At 31.5% G+C, this 18,951-nt stretch carries 20 protein-coding genes; all 20 read left to right on the top strand.

What is annotated here, in order from left to right; all coding sequences use genetic code 11:
• The first annotated feature begins 176 nt into the window (after positions 1-176).
• The gene (locus tag BHF71_RS03475) at positions 177-944 is read left to right on the top strand and encodes a tyrosine-protein phosphatase (protein ID WP_069656282.1); all 768 of its coding nucleotides are present in this window, start codon (positions 177-179) and stop codon (positions 942-944) included.
• Positions 945-1,152: 208 nt separating this feature from the next.
• A complete protein-coding gene (locus tag BHF71_RS03470) occupies positions 1,153-3,507 on the top strand; it encodes an S-layer homology domain-containing protein (RefSeq protein ID WP_069656281.1) in 2,355 nt (784 codons plus the stop codon).
• Between the two features lie 96 nt (positions 3,508-3,603).
• Complete coding sequence (locus tag BHF71_RS03465; RefSeq protein ID WP_141705325.1) at positions 3,604-4,269, top strand: hypothetical protein; 666 nt, start codon at positions 3,604-3,606, stop codon at positions 4,267-4,269.
• 137 nt (positions 4,270-4,406) lie between these two features.
• Entirely contained in the window at positions 4,407-5,396 is a 990-nt protein-coding gene (locus tag BHF71_RS03460) for a Wzz/FepE/Etk N-terminal domain-containing protein (RefSeq protein WP_069656279.1), read from the top strand.
• A gap of 28 nt (positions 5,397-5,424) precedes the next feature.
• Positions 5,425-7,389, top strand: coding sequence for a polysaccharide biosynthesis protein (locus BHF71_RS03455; protein ID WP_069656278.1), 1,965 nt, complete (start codon positions 5,425-5,427; stop codon positions 7,387-7,389).
• Positions 7,390-7,426: 37 nt separating this feature from the next.
• A complete protein-coding gene (locus BHF71_RS03450) occupies positions 7,427-8,620 on the top strand; it encodes a DegT/DnrJ/EryC1/StrS family aminotransferase (protein WP_069656277.1) in 1,194 nt (397 codons plus the stop codon).
• Positions 8,621-8,684: 64 nt separating this feature from the next.
• Positions 8,685-9,302 carry a sugar transferase gene (locus BHF71_RS03445; RefSeq protein ID WP_069656276.1) on the top strand — a complete coding sequence of 206 codons (618 nt, stop codon included), beginning with the start codon at positions 8,685-8,687 and terminating at the stop codon, positions 9,300-9,302.
• Positions 9,302-10,060 carry a GNAT family N-acetyltransferase gene (locus tag BHF71_RS03440; protein WP_084024177.1) on the top strand — a complete coding sequence of 253 codons (759 nt, stop codon included), beginning with the start codon at positions 9,302-9,304 and terminating at the stop codon, positions 10,058-10,060. The genes BHF71_RS03445 and BHF71_RS03440 overlap by 1 nt, the downstream gene beginning before the upstream one ends.
• 120 nt (positions 10,061-10,180) lie before the next feature.
• Positions 10,181-11,314 carry a glycosyltransferase family 4 protein gene (locus tag BHF71_RS03435; RefSeq protein WP_069656275.1) on the top strand — a complete coding sequence of 378 codons (1,134 nt, stop codon included), beginning with the start codon at positions 10,181-10,183 and terminating at the stop codon, positions 11,312-11,314.
• 11 nt (positions 11,315-11,325) lie between these two features.
• Positions 11,326-11,508: a hypothetical protein gene (locus BHF71_RS11795; protein WP_141705324.1), complete on the top strand. Its 183-nt coding sequence runs from the start codon at positions 11,326-11,328 to the stop codon at positions 11,506-11,508.
• A 162-nt stretch (positions 11,509-11,670) separates the two neighbouring features.
• A complete protein-coding gene (locus tag BHF71_RS03430) occupies positions 11,671-12,717 on the top strand; it encodes an EpsG family protein (protein WP_069656274.1) in 1,047 nt (348 codons plus the stop codon).
• 10 nt (positions 12,718-12,727) lie between these two features.
• A complete protein-coding gene (locus BHF71_RS03425) occupies positions 12,728-13,543 on the top strand; it encodes a glycosyltransferase family 2 protein (RefSeq protein WP_069656273.1) in 816 nt (271 codons plus the stop codon).
• 76 nt (positions 13,544-13,619) lie between these two features.
• The gene (locus tag BHF71_RS11460; protein ID WP_281179252.1) at positions 13,620-13,826 is read left to right on the top strand and encodes a transposase; all 207 of its coding nucleotides are present in this window, start codon (positions 13,620-13,622) and stop codon (positions 13,824-13,826) included.
• A complete protein-coding gene (locus BHF71_RS12555) occupies positions 13,805-13,996 on the top strand; it encodes a glycosyltransferase (RefSeq protein ID WP_425425376.1) in 192 nt (63 codons plus the stop codon). Before BHF71_RS11460 ends, BHF71_RS12555 begins: the two co-directional genes overlap by 22 nt.
• Positions 13,959-14,210: a glycosyltransferase gene (locus tag BHF71_RS12550; protein WP_084024196.1), complete on the top strand. Its 252-nt coding sequence runs from the start codon at positions 13,959-13,961 to the stop codon at positions 14,208-14,210. The genes BHF71_RS12555 and BHF71_RS12550 overlap by 38 nt, the downstream gene beginning before the upstream one ends.
• 176 nt (positions 14,211-14,386) lie before the next feature.
• Positions 14,387-14,989, top strand: a complete 603-nt coding sequence (gene cysC / locus BHF71_RS03420; RefSeq protein WP_069656369.1) for an adenylyl-sulfate kinase — start codon at positions 14,387-14,389, stop codon at positions 14,987-14,989.
• 10 nt (positions 14,990-14,999) lie between these two features.
• A complete protein-coding gene (locus BHF71_RS03415) occupies positions 15,000-15,233 on the top strand; it encodes a DUF2061 domain-containing protein (RefSeq protein WP_069656272.1) in 234 nt (77 codons plus the stop codon).
• Between the two features lie 24 nt (positions 15,234-15,257).
• Positions 15,258-16,139, top strand: coding sequence for a sulfate adenylyltransferase subunit CysD (gene cysD, locus BHF71_RS03410; RefSeq protein ID WP_069656271.1), 882 nt, complete (start codon positions 15,258-15,260; stop codon positions 16,137-16,139).
• 20 nt (positions 16,140-16,159) lie between these two features.
• Positions 16,160-18,013: a GTP-binding protein gene (locus BHF71_RS03405; protein WP_069656270.1), complete on the top strand. Its 1,854-nt coding sequence runs from the start codon at positions 16,160-16,162 to the stop codon at positions 18,011-18,013.
• Between the two features lie 116 nt (positions 18,014-18,129).
• Positions 18,130-18,951, top strand: coding sequence for a putative capsular polysaccharide synthesis family protein (locus BHF71_RS03400; protein ID WP_069656269.1), 822 nt, complete (start codon positions 18,130-18,132; stop codon positions 18,949-18,951).

The raw sequence follows: 18,951 nt of genomic DNA, 5'->3' as shown, positions 1-18,951 counted from the left end.
CAGATGACGAGATTATTTTTTTCGCTATAATTCGACATAATTCTACATAAATTTACATTATTGAAAGAATATTAAATAAATTAATAAAAAATAGTTTATTTTTTTTCCGGATAGTAGTAATATAGAACTAGTTTAATTTGGTATTATTGGAATTAATGATTCTTTGGAGGGATAATATGGTCGATTTACACAGTCATATCTTACCGGTTGATGATGGGGCTAAAGACTGGGAGGAGTCTTTGGCAATGGTTAAACAGGCTGCTAGAGATGGAATTCAGACAATTGTGGTCACACCTCATCATAAAAAGGACACATATGTCGTTGACCCTGTTGATATTATGGCTAAAGTAACCTTACTCAATGAACGAATCAAAGAGGAAGGTCTTGAAGTTACGATTTTACCCGGATCAGAGATTCAAGTCTATGAAGACTATGTAATAGATTTGAAGAAAGGGAATCTATTAACTATTAACGACCATAAGTATGTCTTTTTGGAGTTTCCGTATGACCGCGTACCGGTAGGTGCTGAACAGCTAGTTTTTGAAATTCAACTAGCAGGTTACATACCAATTATTCCTCATCCGGAACGTAATCGTGAAATCAGAGAAAACCCGATTAAAATTTATCAATTAGTTAAAAAAGGTGCACTTACACAGATAACAGCTGCTAGTCTATTAGGTAAATTTGGCAAAGAAGTACAAAAGTTCACTTTGGAATTAATAGATGGCAATTTAACACACTTCCTAGCGACGGATGCCCATAGTTCTAGAGGGCATCGGGGAGTAATGTTAAAAGCCGGGTATCAGGCTTTAGAAGATTTCGCTGGGGAAAATTTAGTAGAGCAATTTAAACAGAATGCAAGAGCGGTAATCGAAGGTAAAGATATTTATGTAGATATGCCAGAAAAGATTATGAAAAAGAAGCGGATTTTAGGTTTGTTTTAGCTGATATTGGTGATGTCTCCTAACCATTATCAATGGAGGCACTCGGTCACGCTGTGGGGAAGGCAACCTTAGACGCGGGTCGTCGATGGTGTGATGTGAGGGAGGGTTAGATGCCCAAATCTCTTAAAATAAAATGTCTAAGTATCAAAATGAGTAACTCTATTAGGGTTATTCATTTTGGTGTTTAAACTATTTAAGGAGGATGGATATGGGGCCAGGTAGAAAGTTATTAACAATCTTTTTAGCAATTATTTTAGCTCTACCGCTAAGTTTGGGAAGTCTATCAAGTACATATGTTGTTAATGCTGCAGCGGAAGATTACGTCAATCAGGTAATCAGTGCTTACGGGGCATTATCTGATGAAGAATTAGCCCAAGTAAGAGCTGTTAGAGATGCAATCAAACAAAAAGATTGGTCATGGTGGAAAGATACAGTGATTGCTGATGAGGAATTTAATACCAAATTAACTCAGTTATATCCGACAGATGAAACACCGGTATATACCATGATTAGCGATTTTGTTCAACTATTTTATACCGCTGATGATTTACAGGCGACAGTTGATAGTACAAAGGCTAAGCACACAGCAACGTTCCAAACCTTATTTGGTAGTGATTTTACTTTCGATGATTTACTGGACTTTTTCGGTGAATTACAGAACCAGGCAGCATTAAACTTTTTTATCGGTAGTCTCTTTAACGACAGTTATACTGTAAATGATGCTATAACCGATGCTATTACTGATACTTTTGCAACTGGAAATTATGATCTTTTTGAAGGGAAATTAAGTGAACTAGGTTTATCTGTAACAGATTTAATTAGAATCAAAGATAATTTCCAGACAGCATTAATCGATGAGGGTGTTCCCGTAATAGAAGCACGCAATGCTGTAATTGGAGGTTTTGCTAGAGTTAATTCTGATATTGTATTTACAAATGAACAGCCAACCATTGGCAGCACACAACAACTAAGTTATAGTGTGTCTTATCCATTTGCTGTTACCTTAAATGAAGGATTAGACTATTATTCTTCAGATTCAAGTGTAGCAACAGTAACATTAGATGGCTTTTTTCAAGCCGTCTCTGAAGGAACGACAACAATAACAGTTGCCGCAAAAGGTATTATTGTTGGTTTAAAGGAAATAACAGTAACCGCTCCTCCAAGCAGTGGAGGTGGAGGGGGAATAATATCCATACCAGGAGGTTCTGATGAGGACGAGGAACCAGTCACTGAACCGCAAGAACCTGTGGATGAGGGAATTATTAGTGAACCAACAACACAACCAATTGATGTAGCTGAAAGTGTTACGATAACCGAGGATGATGAAACAGGCTTAACAATCACTTCAGCTACTGTAAATGAAGAAAATGTTCTATCACAAATAGCTGGTACTGATCAACCTGCGGATATTAGAGTGGAAATAACAAATGATTCTGATCTATTTAATGTTGAATTTAGTTCAGATTTTATTGCTAAAACAGATGCAGATAATACGAACAATCGCTTATCCGTAATTTCCAAATTAGGTAGTACGACAGTATCAGTAAAAGATATAAATGCAACTTTAACAGCGCTTAAAGATAAAGGAATAGATCTTGAACAAGGTAAGGTTACAATTTCATTTGGTAAAGCATCAGCCACTATAAAACAAGCAATCTCTGATCAGATAACATCAAATGGAGCAAAAGTACTATCCGAAGCTTTAGAAACAAAAGTAATGGTGGTAGTAGACGAGGAAAGTTATCCAGTCAAAAATGTTACTAATTATATAAAGTCAAAAATAACCATTGATCAAATGGTCGATATTAAGAAGGTTGTAGCTGTCGAGTGGAAGCACAAAGATGATAATGTAAGTAAGTCTATTATCAGAATGGCTAGCCCCGATGGTGAATTAACTTCTGTACCAACATTAGTTGAAATTAGCGAAGGTAAGACGATCATTACCGTTAAGCAGCGTACATTTGCACCAATTATGGTAGTCGAAAATGATAAAACCTTTAGTGATGTAAGTGATTCTTTCTGGGGTAAAGATGATATCAATCTACTAGCATCGAAAATGATTGTTAAAGGTAGAGCAGAAGATCGTTTTGAGCCAAATGGAAAAATTACACGGGCAGAGTTTGCGACAATGATTGTAAGAGCGCTAGGATTAAATAAAACGATGACAACTGATTATAAAGATGTAAAGGCAAATGCTTGGTTTACTGGGTATATTGGTGCAGCAAGTAAAGCAGGAATAGTAAATGGCATGGGTGACGGTACATTTAAGCCTAATCTAGAAATAACTCGTGAACAAGCTGCGACAATGATCATTCGTACTATAGAATACCTTGGTGGTAATATTACTCTAAGTGATGAAGAGAAAACAAAACAACTAGCGAAGTTTAACGATAGTTCTCAGATTAAGGCTTGGGCTGTAGATTACGTTGCCAAGAGTGCCAAAGTAGGAATTATTTTAGGTGATGATAAGCAAAACTTCAATCCCGCAGCTAATACTACACGGGCAGAAAGCGTGGCGATGTTGAAACGTTTCATGAAGATAACCAATTTACTCAGTGAGTAATCATCATTAAAAACAGCCTCCCTCTTTTTTAAAATGTCCTTTACAAAGGGTACATTTTAATTCAGGAGGGAGGTTATCATTTTTTTGGAGGATAAGATGAAACGTTGGTTAGTTGGCCTACTGACAATGTTAATTATAATTACTGGTTTTAGCTGGTATTTATTTAATTATTATACAGACCGTATGATTGAAGAACTTGCAAACAATATGGATTTTTCACTAGAACAAGTAGAAGAAGTAAAGGAAAAGATTCCAGAAAATCCATCAGTTGATGAAACACCCAATAGAGAAAGTCTAGAGGAAAATATAAAAATAAAGGAAGACAAAAATAAACAAGTAGAACAACAGTCAGAAAGTAAACAGAAAGAAGAAATAAATAATAAGCAAGATAGTAATGAATCAGCTTCAAAGGATGAAAACATGGCAGTAGAAACAGAGAAGATTACAGAAGAAAAAAACGAAGCGGAAAAATTGGAAGATGCAACATCCAACGACAAAGATATAGATAATCAAGTGATGGGAGTGGAGATCAGCCAAGAAGAAATAAAGGCCAAAAGTGAACTTGTCACAACACAAGACAAAATATTAGCAGCACAAATTCTACTATCCAGTTTGACAAAAGAGGATATTGAAAAGATTAAAACAATGGCTAAAGATGGTTTTTCAGCCGAAGAAAAACAACAAATAAAGTCAATATTGCAATCTCGACTTACTGAAGAAGAATATGCCATTATTTATGGCATGGTGCAAAAATATAAATAAACTTAATAGTAAATTTAGGAAATTGATGTTACTTTCGTCTTATTATCTATGATGATTGTAGAATTAAGCAGGATTATGAGACTTTTTGTCGAATTCAAAAAAATTGACTTAAAAATTAGATAAAGGCGGGTAACATCATGGAACAAAGCTATGAAGAAATTTCGTTGAGAGAACTAATAGAGATTTTATTAAAGGGTAAGAAAATCATTATTTGGACCACCATTATTGCAATGATAATTAGTGCTTTCGTAAGCTTTTTTATGATTGCACCTACATATGAAGTGACAGCTTCAGTTATTGTTAAGGATATTAAAGGAGAAAAAAGCAGCTCTGTTATCGGTTCAATCATGGATAGTGAGGTAATTCCGCTTCAGACTTTAATAAGCGCTTTTAAAAGTACGATTGCAGGGCCAGATATGTTAGAACAACTTAGAATAATTTCTCCAGAGTGGGAAAATATTCAGGCTAATGCATTAAAGAATATGATCAAGATAGAACTGGTTAAAGATACTACCCAAGTTAACATTATTGTAAGTGCACATTCTGCAAAGGATACGGTGGCATTGGCCAATATTGTAACTAATAGCTTCCAGCAGTTTGTTGAAGAACAGAACTATGATACCTTAGTTGCAAAAGTAAAATCTGTTAAGAGACAGATGGAAATAGATATAGAATTACTAAACAATAAGATTGCTAAAGCAGAACAACAACTAGCAGAGCTAGATGAGGTACTAGTGTATAAGAAATCGATTGTTGATGATTCCTATTTACAAGAGTTGGCTGCTAAATTGGCTAGTACTACTGTAATAAATCTAAGTGAATTATCGATCGAAAATGAAGAGCCTAATCCAGCTTACCTAAAAGTATTAGATAGCATTACAGCTAATAAACTGGCTTTAAGTAATCTGAAAAGTCAGTATGCTGAATTAGTTAAGGCTGAAGGACAATTAAAAGAAATCGCTAAAGAAACAGGGATGAAAGCATCTATTGTAAGAGATGTTGTTGAACCAGGGCAACCTGTAAAGCCAAATAAAATGCTTAATATTGCTATAGCAGGTGTATTAGGATTAATGATTAGTGTATTTGTTGTGTTTATGATGGAGTATTGGAGAAATACAGAGAAATAACTATACTTAATATAAGAAGGTGAAGGATTTGGACTATCGACGAAGAGTTGTGCTCCTAAGCCTAATAGATATTGGTATTATTGCTATTGCTATTAATCTAGCATATTTGTTACGTTTTGATTTTCAGGTGAATAGTAAAATTTTTGTTTTTATACCATACGTTATCTTGATGCATTTATCTATAATTTTGATAGCTTTTAAGAGAGCGAAACTTTATAAAAGGGTTTGGCAATATGCTAGTGTAGGTGAATTAATTGCAATTATAAAAGCTGTTACCACTTCTGAAATTATATTTTTTATTTTCCATTATATAGTTCAAAAATTCAATCCAGAATTTCTAGTTCCACGTTCAATATATTTATTATCATGGACGTTAATTATATTGGGAATCGGTGGTTCAAGGTTTGCATGGAGAATATTCCGTGATAATTACTTGAAGATCCAACCGTATCATAAGAGAGCTTTAATTGTTGGTGCAGGTGATGCCGGAGCTTTAATTGCCAAGGAATTAAAACATACAGCGGATAGTGAATTTTATCCGGTAGCTTTTATCGATGACGATCCTACTAAACAATCTTTAGAGGTTATGGGGTTACCAATAGTAGGTAATAGAAAAGATATTTCACTTGTTGTTAAGGAGTATAATATTGACGAGATTATTATTGCAATGCCATCAGCTCCCAAATCAGAGGTAGCGGAGATAATTAATATTTGTAAATCTACGACAGCTAATATCAAGATTCTACCTCGTGTATCGGATTTAGTTAATGGCAAAGTTTCTATAAATACGATTCGTGAAGTGAATGTTGAGGACTTACTTGGGCGTGAGCCTGTTAAGATTGATTTGAGGGGAATTGCTGATTATGTAAAAGGTCAAATAGTGTTAGTTACCGGCGCAGGTGGTTCAATAGGCTCTGAACTTTGTCGTCAGATAGCTCCATTTGATCCAAAACAATTATTATTATTGGGTCACGGTGAAAATAGTATTTATGAGATTGAATTGGAATTAAGGAAGGATTATCCGGATCTAAGAATCGAAACGGTAATAGCAGATATTCAGGATCGAAATAGATTGAGATACGTGTTTGATACATATAAACCAAATGTCGTTTTTCATGCTGCGGCCCATAAACATGTTCCATTAATGGAACGTAACCCTAGCGAAGCAGTTAAAAATAATATTTTTGGAACCAAAAACGTTGTGGATTGTGCCCATGAGTATGGGGCCTCTCATTTTGTAATGATTTCTACAGATAAAGCGGTAAATCCAACAAGTGTTATGGGTACGACTAAACGTATTGCTGAAATGATTGTTCAAGATAAGAATCAGATAAGTGAAACCAAGTTCGTTACCGTTCGCTTTGGTAATGTGTTAGGAAGTAGAGGTAGTGTTATCCCAATCTTTAAACAACAAATTAAGCAAGGTGGACCAGTTACTGTTACTCATCCAGAAATGGTTCGTTATTTTATGACGATACCAGAAGCTGTTCAACTAGTTATACAAGCAGGTGCTTTTGCTCAAGGTGGAGAAATCTTTATTCTTGATATGGGTAAACCGGTTAAGATAGCAGACTTGGCCAGGGACTTAATCCGCTTATCTGGGTTTGAACCAGATAAAGATATTGAAATATTCTATACCGGTATTCGACCTGGAGAGAAACTGTATGAAGAAATATTGACTGATGAAGAGGGAACTAAAGCTACAAAACATGACCGGATCTTTATAGGAAAACAATTAACAATTTCTAGAGATGATTTTCACTTTATGTTGAGGAAACTTGAAAAACTTGTTTACAATGATGATTATCCCGCTGACAACGATGAAATAAAGGGATTGCTAAAACAAATAGTTCCTTCATATAAATATGATAATCAAAAAAATATTTCAACAGATGAATCTAAACATACAGAAACTTTCAATCTAGCAGGTGAACTAGCAAAGCAAGAAATGAAATTAGCTAAGATAGAATTGGCATCGGCCAAGGGGGAGTAATAGTTATGTTTTTCGATAACAGGAGGAGATTTTGTTCATGAAAATACCATTTTCGCCTCCAGATATTTCTCAGCTTGAGATAGATGAGGTTGTTGATACATTAAAATCAGGTTGGATTACAACTGGACCTAAGACAAAATTATTTGAAAAGAAAATAGCAGAGTATTGTAATACCTCAAGGACAGTTTGTTTAAATTCAGCTACGGCAGCGATGGAAATGACACTAAGACTTTTGGGAATAGGTGAAGGAGATGAAGTAATAACTTCTGCTTATACATATACAGCATCAGCGAGTGTTATTCATCATGTCGGAGCAAAAATTATACTTGTTGACACTGCTAAAGATTCATTTCAAATGGATTATGAACAATTAGAACAAGCCATAACAGAAAAGACAAAAGCAATTATTTCTGTAGATATAGCAGGAGTGATGTCTGATTATGATAAGATATTTGAAATAATTAATAGAAAGCAAAATCTTTTTGATCCCTCAAACGAAATTCAAAAAGCAATAGGTAGAGTTATTGTATTAGCAGATGCAGCCCATTCCTTTGGAGCTATGTATAAAGGGAAAAAAAGTGGAGAAGTTGCAGATTTTACATGTTTTTCATTCCATGCTGTAAAAAACATAACCACTGCTGAGGGTGGAGCTGTCACTTGGAGAGATATACCTGAGATTGATAATGATGAGGTTTACAAAAAGTTTATGCTACTATCTCTTCACGGACAATCAAAGGATGCATTAGCCAAAACAAAGCTTGGTGCGTGGGAGTACGATATAGTTTATCCTGCTTATAAATGTAATATGACTGATATTATGGCATCTTTAGGTCTTGCACAATTACAAAGATATCCTGAAATTCTAAAGAGAAGAAAACAAATTATAGAAATGTATGATAAAGCATTATTAAGTGATGAAGTAGATACTTTAAAGCATTATGGTGAAGATTTTTCATCAAGTGGTCATTTATACCTTGTGAGACTACTTGGTAAAGATGAAAAATATAGAAATAAAATAATAGAAAAAATGGCTGAAAAAGGGATTGCGACAAACGTTCATTATAAACCATTACCAATGCATACTGCGTATAAGAATTTAGGATTTGATATAAAAGACTATCCTAATGCTTTTGATATGTATAAAAATGAAATAACGCTGCCATTACATACATTGCTTACTGACGAGCAGGTGGAGTATGTTCTAAAAACTTTTAAGTCCATTGTACTTTAGAGTTAATTTTGGCGATTTGTAGAAGAAATACGTTCAACATTTTCCTTTTGGGGGTTCATTATGTATGTATAAAAAATATGTTAAGAGGATATTGGATATTATATTTTCGTTGATGTTATTACCTCCAGTTTCATTAGTAATTTTAATTTGTGGAATTTTCATCAAATTAGAAGATAGGGGACCAATATTTTATTGTGGCAATAGACTTGGGAAAGATGGACAAGTTTTCAAAATGTATAAATTACGTTCTATGAAGGTAAATGCACCAGATTTGAGAAATGCAGATGGATCTACGTATAACTCAGATGACGATCCAAGATTAACAAAAGTAGGTAGAATACTTAGAAAAACAAGTTTAGATGAATTACCTCAATTAATTAATGTAATTAAAGGAGATATGAGTTTTATTGGTCCAAGACCTGATTTACCAGAACATATCAATTATTATGAAAGAGATGAAGGAAAAAAACTTGAAGTACTACCAGGTATTACTGGATATAACCAAGCATATTTCAGAAATACTGTGGAATGGAAGCAAAGATTAAAAAACGATATTTATTATGTTGATAATATTTCACTTTGTCTTGACTTTAAAATATTTTTCAAAACAATAGAGGGAGTTATATTGCGGAAAGGGGTATATGTTACTTCCCAATCTGACAGTGTAAAAGGTGAGCATTAATGAAAATGAACAATATAGCAAAGCTTAATAGCAAATCTTTTGAAGCATTTCCTTTAAATTGGGACACAAAATATTTTGGTATTAAATCAGCAAAGGTTGTTCTAAATGATAGTATATCTGAAGTAGAACAATATGAAATTTTAGATTATTGTAATAAATATGATTTTGTTACAATCACTAATTTAGGTAATATCAACCAAAATAATATTTGGATAGGTGAAAAAACAAAAGCTTTTTTAACCGATATGAATATTCAATTTGTTAAGCCAATTAATAAACAATCAAGCATAGTAGATGAATTTACGAATGTTTATAATTCTTTTCCGAGAAATGAAAATATATTAAATATAGCACAAAAGGCCTTTTTATATTCACGATTTTTTAATGATCCTTATTTACCAAAAGAACAGGCACGAAATATATATGTTCATTGGACTGAGTGTGCTTTCGATAAACCTGAAAAATACTTTGTAATTGTTCAGAGAAATGGTGAAATTGCAGGTTACTTATTATTTTCCATGAATTTAGAATATTCATTTGCAACTATTGAACTGATTGCCGTTGACGATAAATTTAGAGGTCAGAATATTGGTAAATTACTAATAGCCGGATTAGAGTTTTTTGCACATGAAAAAGGAATAAAATTAATAAAAGTAGGAACTCAAGTTGATAATGTGTTAGCTATTAAATTTTATAATGCAAGTGGATTTCAGTATGTAAGTATTAATTCAGTATATCATTACTGGCCAAACAAATAAAATTTGAATGAGCAGAAGATTTTATGAATTTAAGAAAAATTAATTTTTATCGTATTAAAATTGGTTTCGATATTAAAGTTTTATGACATTACTTAATACATATTAAAGGAGAATATTACAATGGCAAGAGTATTGGTTACTGCACATCTTGGTCGGCATTTCAGAATTTTTGGGCACTATGATTATAAGGTTTTATTAAATATGGGACATGAAGTACATATTGCAGCAAACTTTAATGATAAAATAGACAATTTTGAAGATCCAAATGTAATAAAACATCAAATTGATTTTGATAGGAATCCTTTTAGTATTGGTAATATAAAAGCTCTAAAACAGCTTGAAGAATTATTTAATGATATTCATTTTGATATTATTCATTGTCAGTCACCTTCTGGCGGGGCTATAACTCGTTTGGCAGCTAGAAAAACAAGAAAAAATGGTTCTAAAGTGTTATATACAGCTCATGGCTTACATTTTTTTGAAGGAGCACCACTTAAAAACTGGCTAATTTATTATAATATTGAAAAATGGTTAGGTCGTTTTACCGATTGTATTATTACAATAAATAATGAGGACTACACTTTAGCTCAGAAACGATTAAAAATAAATGACGTAAGATATATACCCGGTGTCGGTATTGATTTAAATAAATTTACCCCTCCAACATTTGAAGAGAAGAAAGAGTTGAGAAAACAGTACGGATATGATGAAAATGATTTTATTTTAATTTATGTTGCTGAAATGAGCTATAGAAAACACCAAGATTTACTTATAAATGCAGTTAATATATTAAGAAAGAAAATTCCCGATTTAAAATTATTGCTAGTAGGTACAGGAGATTTAATAGATAAATATAAGGAACATACTAAAAAATTAGATTTAGAACAATATATTCATTTTTTAGGATATCGAAAGGATGTACCATATCTTATGACTATTGCTGACATTGCTGTTTCATCATCAAGACAAGAAGGCCTACCAGTTAATGTTATGGAAGCAATGGCAACAGGATTGCCCCTTGTAGTTACAAACTGTAGAGGGAATCGAGATTTAGTTAGAAATGGTGAAAATGGGTATGTTGTCGGTATAGACGATGTAGATGGGTTTGCTAATGCAGTTGAGGAATTTTATTTATTAGAAGAATTAAGAGAGAATTTTGGTCGAAATAGTTTAGAACTTATTAAATCGTATTCGCTTGAGCAGGTAACAAAAGAGATGAAAGATATATATTTGAGCTATCTAAACAAGAAATAGATTTAAAATAAATGAAGATGTATTTAAGTAATGTTTTAATTAAGGAATTGGAACACCAAGTTAAAATGATATGTGAAGTACTTAGGGTTTCAAGAAGTAGATGTTACCAATTATTACATAAATCACAGTCAAAGCGTGATCATGAAAATAAAAAATTAACGGACGGAAAGAATCAAACAAATCTATCAAGATAGTAAGAAACGATATGGTGATCCTAAAATTCATCATATACTTCTAACCAAGAATTATCATACTAGTTTAAAATGTCAAGCCATTGAAGATCAATTAAAACATTTAGTACAGGATTTAACTTTTTCCTGTCCAAAATATTGACTCAAATCCAGATGGAGGGGAAAATGTCATTATATTTTTTTATTGTTTTAATAGTTTATTCTATAGCTTTAATAATCAAAACTAAAAGTTTAACAAAAAAATGGACAGTTTTAGATATATTTATATTATTAGTTCTTATAATTTTTTCAGGAATTAGATTTAATGTAGGTACTGATTATGGAATGTACTATCATATTTATAATACTTATATATCAAAGGTATTTAGTCTAAAAGATTACTATTCTACTAAGCAAGAGTTTGGTTACTATTTATTAAGTTGGATAACAAAAAACATATCGAGTAGTAGTTATGGGATTTTTTGGACGAGTGCAATTATAACGTATATTCCGATTTATTCAAGAATAAAAAAAGAATCTAAAAATTTTACTTTTTCAATATTACTTTTTATTCTTTTAGGATTTTATACAGGAGCCTTTAATATAATTAGGCAATGGATAGCAATTGCTATTAATTTTTATGCTAATCAGTATATAGAAGAAAACAGAAAAAAATTTGTTTTGCTTAATATAATAGGATCATTTTTTCATTCAACTTCTATTATAGCTATGCTTATTCAGTTAGTGGTTAAAAAGATAAAGCCAACATTTAAATTTTTTGTTTTTATAATTGTTTTAGGTATCATATCTACAATAATTTTTGAAAGAATGTCTTTTATATTTAGTATGTTAGATAATTTGAATCCTAGATATATTAATTATTTTGAATCTCGACCTGCTGGAAAAGGATTAAAACTCTTGTTTGTATTAAGGATTATAATAATATTATTTGTTTTAATACTTACTAAAAAAACAGAATATCAGTATGATAAAACTTTGCTAATAGTATCATCATTTTTTATGATTATTGGATTTACTAATGTTTTTATAGCGAGGATTGAATATTATTTTAGTATAGTTCTGGTTCTGTTATTACCTAATATTTTAACTCAAATGGAAAAAAAAGAAAGATTATTATATCAATACTGTTTTACGGTAGTTTTCTTAGTAGTATTTATTTTATCTTTAATGTACTATTCTGATTTAATTCCATATAAAACTCATCTTATGTGAGGTGGTAATAATGACAAAAAAAGTCTCAATTATTATGGGAATTTACAATTGTGAAAAAACATTGACTGAATCTATTGACTCAATAATAAATCAATCTTATGATAACTGGGAATTAATTATGTGCGATGATGGTTCTACAGATAGGACATATGAAATTGCACTTAAATATGCTGAAAAAGATAATCGAATAAAATTAATTAAGAATAAAAAAAACATAGGTTTAGCTAAGACATTAAATAATTGTTTAGAAATAAGTACTGGAGATTATATAATGCGCCATGATGGAGATGACATCATGGTAAAAGATAGAATTGAAAAGCAAGTGGGTTATATGAATACTCATAATTGCGATGCATGTGGTTCAGGTGCCTATTTATTTGATGAAACAGGCATATGGGGACTTCTTCAACCTTCAGCGATACCTGACAGAAAATGTATGGTTACTGGAGCGCCTTTTATCCATCCTACTGTAATTATGAAAAAAGATAAACTAAATCAAGTAAGAGGTTATTCAGTTAATGAATTAACAAGACAAAGACTTGAAGACTATGATTTATGGATTAAATTTTTTGAGCGTAATTATATTTTACATAACATTCAAGAACCATTAATTTACTACAGAGAAGATAGAAATTCATACAATCGAAGAAAGAAAAAATTTAGAATTGCTGAAACTAGAGCAAGATTATATGCATGCAAGAGATTGAATATTCCTTATCTTCAAAGGATACTTGCTTTGAAACCACTGATTGCTATGATAGTACCAAATATGATTATGAGATATTATCATAGGAAAAAAGCAAGGAAGAAAGGTATAGCAAATTGAAAATAGATTTTGCTAGCATAGATAGTGGACACGACCTTGATGTGATAATTTAATAAAATCAAGGAGAGTGTAAAAAATTAGCAAAAGAAAGCGATATACCAAGGATTTTAAGCTGAATGTAATTTCAATGGTGAAAGAACAAGGTTTAAAACAGGCAGAAGTAGTGAGAACAATGGGCTTACATGTTAATGCTATTAATAACTGGATTAAAGAATATGAACTGAGTAAATCTATTATTCCATCTAATAATGACTTTGAAGGATCATTAAAGCAGCAAAACTGAAATTTTTACAAAAAATAGAAATTGATCGTAGAGTTCATTTTTTGGGTTTTAGGAATGATGTGGATAGAATACTTAAAACATGTGATATAGTGGTACTCTCTTCGAATTGGGAAGGGTTGAGTCTAGCTTCCTATAGAGGGACTGGCATCAGGAAAGCCGTTTGTTGCTAGTAAGGTAGAAGGACTTAAAGAAATTGTTGGTGGTCACGGTCTGCTCTTTGAGTCTGGGAATTCAGATGAACTTGGCAATATATTAGAAAAACTATTAAATAATCCTGATTTTTACGAAGATATAAGCTTTAAATGTACTAAGCGAGCCGAGGATTTTGATATAAATTCTACGATTGAATTAACATTAGCTGTTTATAATAAATTGTTGAATTAATATCATAATGTTTTTCAGTTGAATTTTAATACAAAACTAGTAGTTATTAGATGATGAATGATACAAAAGATAGATTATATGATTTATATACGTAAAATATGTCTGAACTATTATCCACAGACATATATCTACAATAATATACAAATTCAAATTCATTTTAAGTTAAGGATGTGGACATTTTGATAGATAAAAATATTACTTGGCACTCGGGTAATATTACAAAAGAAGATAGATATAGATTACTGAGTCAAAACCCAAAAGTAGTATGGTTTACAGGGTTATCTGGTTCCGGGAAGTCAACCATTGCTGTTGAGGTCGAAAAGCAATTATTTAAGGAAAATAAATTAATTTATCGCTTAGATGGTGACAATATTCGATTTGGTTTAAACAAGGATTTAGGTTTTAAAGAAGAAGATAGAATAGAAAATATACGTAGAATTAGTGAGGTTGCAAAATTATTTCATGATGCAGGTATTATTACATTAGTCTCTTTTATTACACCTTTAGAAAAAATGCGGGAATTATACAGAGGAATAATTGGAAAAGAAAATGTTATTGAAGTATATGTTAAAGCTGATATTGAAGTTTGTGCTAAAAGAGACCCAAAAGGTTTATATAAAAAAGCATTTAATGGTGAAATTAAACATTTCACCGGAATATCAGATAAATTTGAAGAACCTAATAATCCTGATCTTGTTATTGATACGGAAATGTTGTCCATTGAAGAAAGTACTCAACTAGTTTTGAATTACTTAAACAAACAAATAAGGTGGATGTAAAGGAGAAATTATGGAATTATCAAAAGACTTACATGTAAAAGAACATGAAAGTATATCTAGTAGAAAAAGAAGTGTTTTAAAAACAATATCGTGGCGAGTCGTTGCCACTTTAACTACTTTAGGATTAGTTTATTCCGCTACGGGTAAATTAGAAATCGCCGGTGCTGTAGCTGGAATAGAAGTTATATTAAAAATGGTATTATATTATGCTCATGAAAGAGTATGGGATAAGTTTAGATTTTAATATTATCTTGGAGTGATATTAATTATGGATCATTTAACAAAACTAGAAAATAAAAGTATTCATATCATTAGGGAAGCGTATAGTCAATTTAAAGATTTAGGAATGTTATGGTCAATAGGAAAAGATAGTACTGTACTGGTTTGGCTAACACGTAAAGCATTTTATGGTCATATACCATTCCCGTTAATTCATGTAGATACAAATTACAAAATTAAAGAAATGATAGAGTATCGTGATAGATTTGCTAGAGAGTGGAATATTGATATGATTGTAGGACAAAACGAAGATGCATTAGCAAAGAAGTTAACTTTTCCGGATGGGAATGTTTCAAGAATAGAATGTTGTAGAAACTTAAAATCACAAGCCTTAAAAGATACCCTAAGTGGCACAGGTAAACGTTACCGTCTGAATCAAGACACCGGAGAATATGAATTGGAAGAAAACCCCAAACCATTTACTGGTGTCATTGTGGGTGTGCGTGCAGATGAAGAAGGCAGTCGTTCTAAAGAACGGTATTTTTCTCCTCGTGATAAACAAAATGATTGGAACATAGGAGAGCAACCTCCAGAATTTTGGAATTATTACAAAACAGATTTTGCTCCAGGGACGCATGTACGCATTCATCCTTTATTAGACTGGACTGAGTTAGATATATGGGAATATATTCAAAGAGAAAACATACCTGTAGTTTCTTTATATTTTAATCAAGGCAATAACAAAAGATACCGCTCTCTAGGATGTTGGCCATGTACAAGTCCTGTGGATTCAGAATCTAGAACAGTTGATGACATAGTAAAAGAGTTAAAAACCGGAAAATTTGCTAATATTGCCGAAAGATCAGGAAGAGAACAGGACAAAGAAGATGGCGGTGGATTAGAGGAACTAAGAAAAGATGGATATATGTGATATAGGGGGCAGAATAATAAATGACTAAAATAGTTGATCTTGAAAAGGAAGTATTAACAGAAGAGAGTGCAGATAAACTATCTGAAGAAAATATGAATATAGTTATCGTAGGACATGTTGATCATGGGAAGAGTACGATCATTGGAAGACTCTTAGCTGATACAAATTCTTTGCCTAAAGGTAAATTAGAGCAAGTAAAAGAAACTTGTCGAAGAAACTCAAAACCATTCGAATATTCATTTTTATTGGATGCATTAAAGGATGAACAAGCCCAAGGGATCACAATTGATTCAGCTCGAGTATTTTTTAAAACAAAAAAAAGAAAATATATCATTATTGATGCTCCTGGTCACATAGAATTTTTGAAAAACATGGTGACTGGAGCATCTAGAGCAGAGGCAGCGCTGTTAGTGATAGATGCAAATGAAGGAGTTCAAGAAAACTCCAAGCGACATGGATATTTATTATCTATGTTAGGCATTAGACAAATAGTTGTGTTAGTAAATAAAATGGACTTAATTGGTTATGACGAAGAACGTTATTACGAAATAGTAAAAGAATATAATGCCTTTTTAAAGGAAATAGGCGTTAATGTAGATAAGTTCATCCCAGTAAGTGGGTACCATGGAGATTTCATAGTAAAGAAAACTGATAATCTTTCTTGGTTTGATGGTGAGACTGTATTAGAAGTATTAGATGCTATGGATAATAGTAAGCTTCCAATTGATGAAGTGTTTAGAATGCCTGTTCAAGATATATACAAGTTTACAAATAATGGAGATAATCGTCGGATTGTTGCTGGTACAATTGAAACCGGTAAGATTTCAGTTGGTGATGAAATAATATTTTATCCTTCCGGCAAGAAATCATCTATTAAATCTATTGAATATTTTAATGGACCGGTTAAAACTGAAGATTATGCAGGGAGTGCTACTGGATTTACTCTCACAGAACAAATATACATTACTCGAGGCGAACTTGCCTGCAAATCTAATGAGTTGAAACCTCAAGTAGCAACACGTATCAGTACGAAATTATTTTGGTTAGGTGTAAACGATTTAGTAGAAGGAAGGCAATATTTTTTAAAAAATGGTACTGCTAAGGTACAAGCAAAAATTGAAAAAGTTGTTAGAGTATTAGATGCTTCTTCATTAGTTAGTAAAGAAAGTAATCGTGTAAAACGCCATGAAGTAGCTGAAGTTATTATTGAAACGATCAAACCAATTGCTTTTGATTTAACTAAAGATTTAGCTAATACTAGTCGTTTTGTCATAATAGATGACTATGAAATCTCGGGTGGAGGAATTATTCAAGAAACCCTAGAAGATGAACAAACGTGGATAAGAGAAAAAGTATTAACAAGAAATTATAAGTGGGAAAATAGTCATATTTCAAAGCGTCAAAGAGCGGAACGTTTTGGTCAAAAACCAACCTTGGTATTAATTACAGGAAATAAAGATGTAAATAAAAAAGAATTTGCTAAGTATGTTGAAAGTAGAATGTTTGCAGAAGGCAGATTAGTTTATTATTTAGGGATGAGTAATTTACTTTATGGATTAGGTGCAGATATCAAAGTTGAAAATAGCATGGAAAACAGGCAGGAACATATAAGGAGATTAGCAGAAATTTCACATATTATGTTAGATGCGGGCCATATTGTAATAGTTTCAGCTACTGATATTAATAATAATGACATAGATATTCTAAAAAATGTGATGAAACCAGATGAAATTAAGGTGATATGGCTTGGGGATTATGAAGGAAAAGAGACAAATATTAATCTTCATTTAGATGATGAAAGCTTTGATTCTATGTATTTAAAACTAAAAACTATGTTACAAGAAGATCAAATAATATTTAATATGTGGGAGTAAAGAAAAAAATATTAAAATCAAGGAGCCATATAGGTGTCCGTTGAAAAATCATGTACCAAAGTGTAGTGGTGTAATTGGTAATTTTATCGAAGAATTTTAAGTAATGAGGGATATAAATGATAAAAACACTGAAAAGATTATCAAAATATTTAAGTGATGATGCAATTATCATTTACCAGATGGGAAAGGTAGGTTCAACGAGCATAGAAGAAAGCATTAAAAATTATTCGAAAAATGTAATACATATTCATAGTTTATATTCTCAAAATGCATATGACCATTTTAAAAATTATCAATCAATAAAATTCTATGTTTCTTTAAAAGAAAGAATTAGATATAAGATATTTGCGTATTTAAAAAGGTATATATTAAGGAGAAATAAACGTATAAAAATAATTACTTTGGTTAGAGAACCCATATCAAGAAATATATCTATGTTTTTTCAAGACATTCATATTCCGATATTTGAGATTGCTAAGTTTTTTGATAATAGATATGAGGAAAATGTTAATAATGAAATGATTTACAAAATGTATATAGATAAATTTAATCATGAATATGGGGTAGATTGGTTTGATAAAGAACTTAAAAGAGCATTTAATATTGATATATATGATTATAATTTCGATAAAGAAAAAGGTTTTTCTATCATAAAAAAAGATAATATAAATTTACTGGTCATTAAAATGGAAAAATTAAATGAATTGGAAAAACAGATTGGTGATTTTTTAGAAATAGAAGATTTTAAACTTAAAAATGTAAACATTTCAAGTAAAAAATGGTATGCTGATCTATATAAAGATTTTAAGAAGAAATTTTCTCCTAGTGAAGAATATATAGATACCCTATATAATTCTAGGTATATGAAGCATTTTTATAGTGAAGAAGAAATAAATCATTTTAGAAATAAGTGGTTAAAAAATAATAAAAGTAACTAG

Origin of the sequence: Vulcanibacillus modesticaldus (genome assembly GCF_001730235.1) — a bacterium.
Classification (GTDB): domain Bacteria; phylum Bacillota; class Bacilli; order Tepidibacillales; family Tepidibacillaceae; genus Vulcanibacillus; species Vulcanibacillus modesticaldus.
The sequence above is the reverse complement of the archived record's forward strand: the minus strand, read 5'-3'. Positions and strand labels throughout refer to the sequence as shown.

What these genes read in the sequence shown, in the direction of transcription:
- BHF71_RS03475 (WP_069656282.1), top strand. Translation starts at nt 177, where the DNA reads ATGGTCGATTTACACAGTCATATCTTACCGGTTGATGATGGGGCTAAA.
- BHF71_RS03470 (WP_069656281.1), top strand. Translation starts at nt 1,153, where the DNA reads ATGGGGCCAGGTAGAAAGTTATTAACAATCTTTTTAGCAATTATTTTA.
- BHF71_RS03465 (WP_141705325.1), top strand. Translation starts at nt 3,604, where the DNA reads ATGAAACGTTGGTTAGTTGGCCTACTGACAATGTTAATTATAATTACT.
- BHF71_RS03460 (WP_069656279.1), top strand. Translation starts at nt 4,407, where the DNA reads ATGGAACAAAGCTATGAAGAAATTTCGTTGAGAGAACTAATAGAGATT.
- BHF71_RS03450 (WP_069656277.1), top strand. Translation starts at nt 7,427, where the DNA reads ATGAAAATACCATTTTCGCCTCCAGATATTTCTCAGCTTGAGATAGAT.
- BHF71_RS03445 (WP_069656276.1), top strand. Translation starts at nt 8,685, where the DNA reads ATGTATAAAAAATATGTTAAGAGGATATTGGATATTATATTTTCGTTG.
- BHF71_RS03440 (WP_084024177.1), top strand. Translation starts at nt 9,302, where the DNA reads ATGAAAATGAACAATATAGCAAAGCTTAATAGCAAATCTTTTGAAGCA.
- BHF71_RS03435 (WP_069656275.1), top strand. Translation starts at nt 10,181, where the DNA reads ATGGCAAGAGTATTGGTTACTGCACATCTTGGTCGGCATTTCAGAATT.
- BHF71_RS11795 (WP_141705324.1), top strand. Translation starts at nt 11,326, where the DNA reads ATGAAGATGTATTTAAGTAATGTTTTAATTAAGGAATTGGAACACCAA.
- BHF71_RS03430 (WP_069656274.1), top strand. Translation starts at nt 11,671, where the DNA reads ATGTCATTATATTTTTTTATTGTTTTAATAGTTTATTCTATAGCTTTA.
- BHF71_RS03425 (WP_069656273.1), top strand. Translation starts at nt 12,728, where the DNA reads ATGACAAAAAAAGTCTCAATTATTATGGGAATTTACAATTGTGAAAAA.
- BHF71_RS03415 (WP_069656272.1), top strand. Translation starts at nt 15,000, where the DNA reads ATGGAATTATCAAAAGACTTACATGTAAAAGAACATGAAAGTATATCT.
- cysD (WP_069656271.1), top strand. Translation starts at nt 15,258, where the DNA reads ATGGATCATTTAACAAAACTAGAAAATAAAAGTATTCATATCATTAGG.
- BHF71_RS03405 (WP_069656270.1), top strand. Translation starts at nt 16,160, where the DNA reads ATGACTAAAATAGTTGATCTTGAAAAGGAAGTATTAACAGAAGAGAGT.
- BHF71_RS03400 (WP_069656269.1), top strand. Translation starts at nt 18,130, where the DNA reads ATGATAAAAACACTGAAAAGATTATCAAAATATTTAAGTGATGATGCA.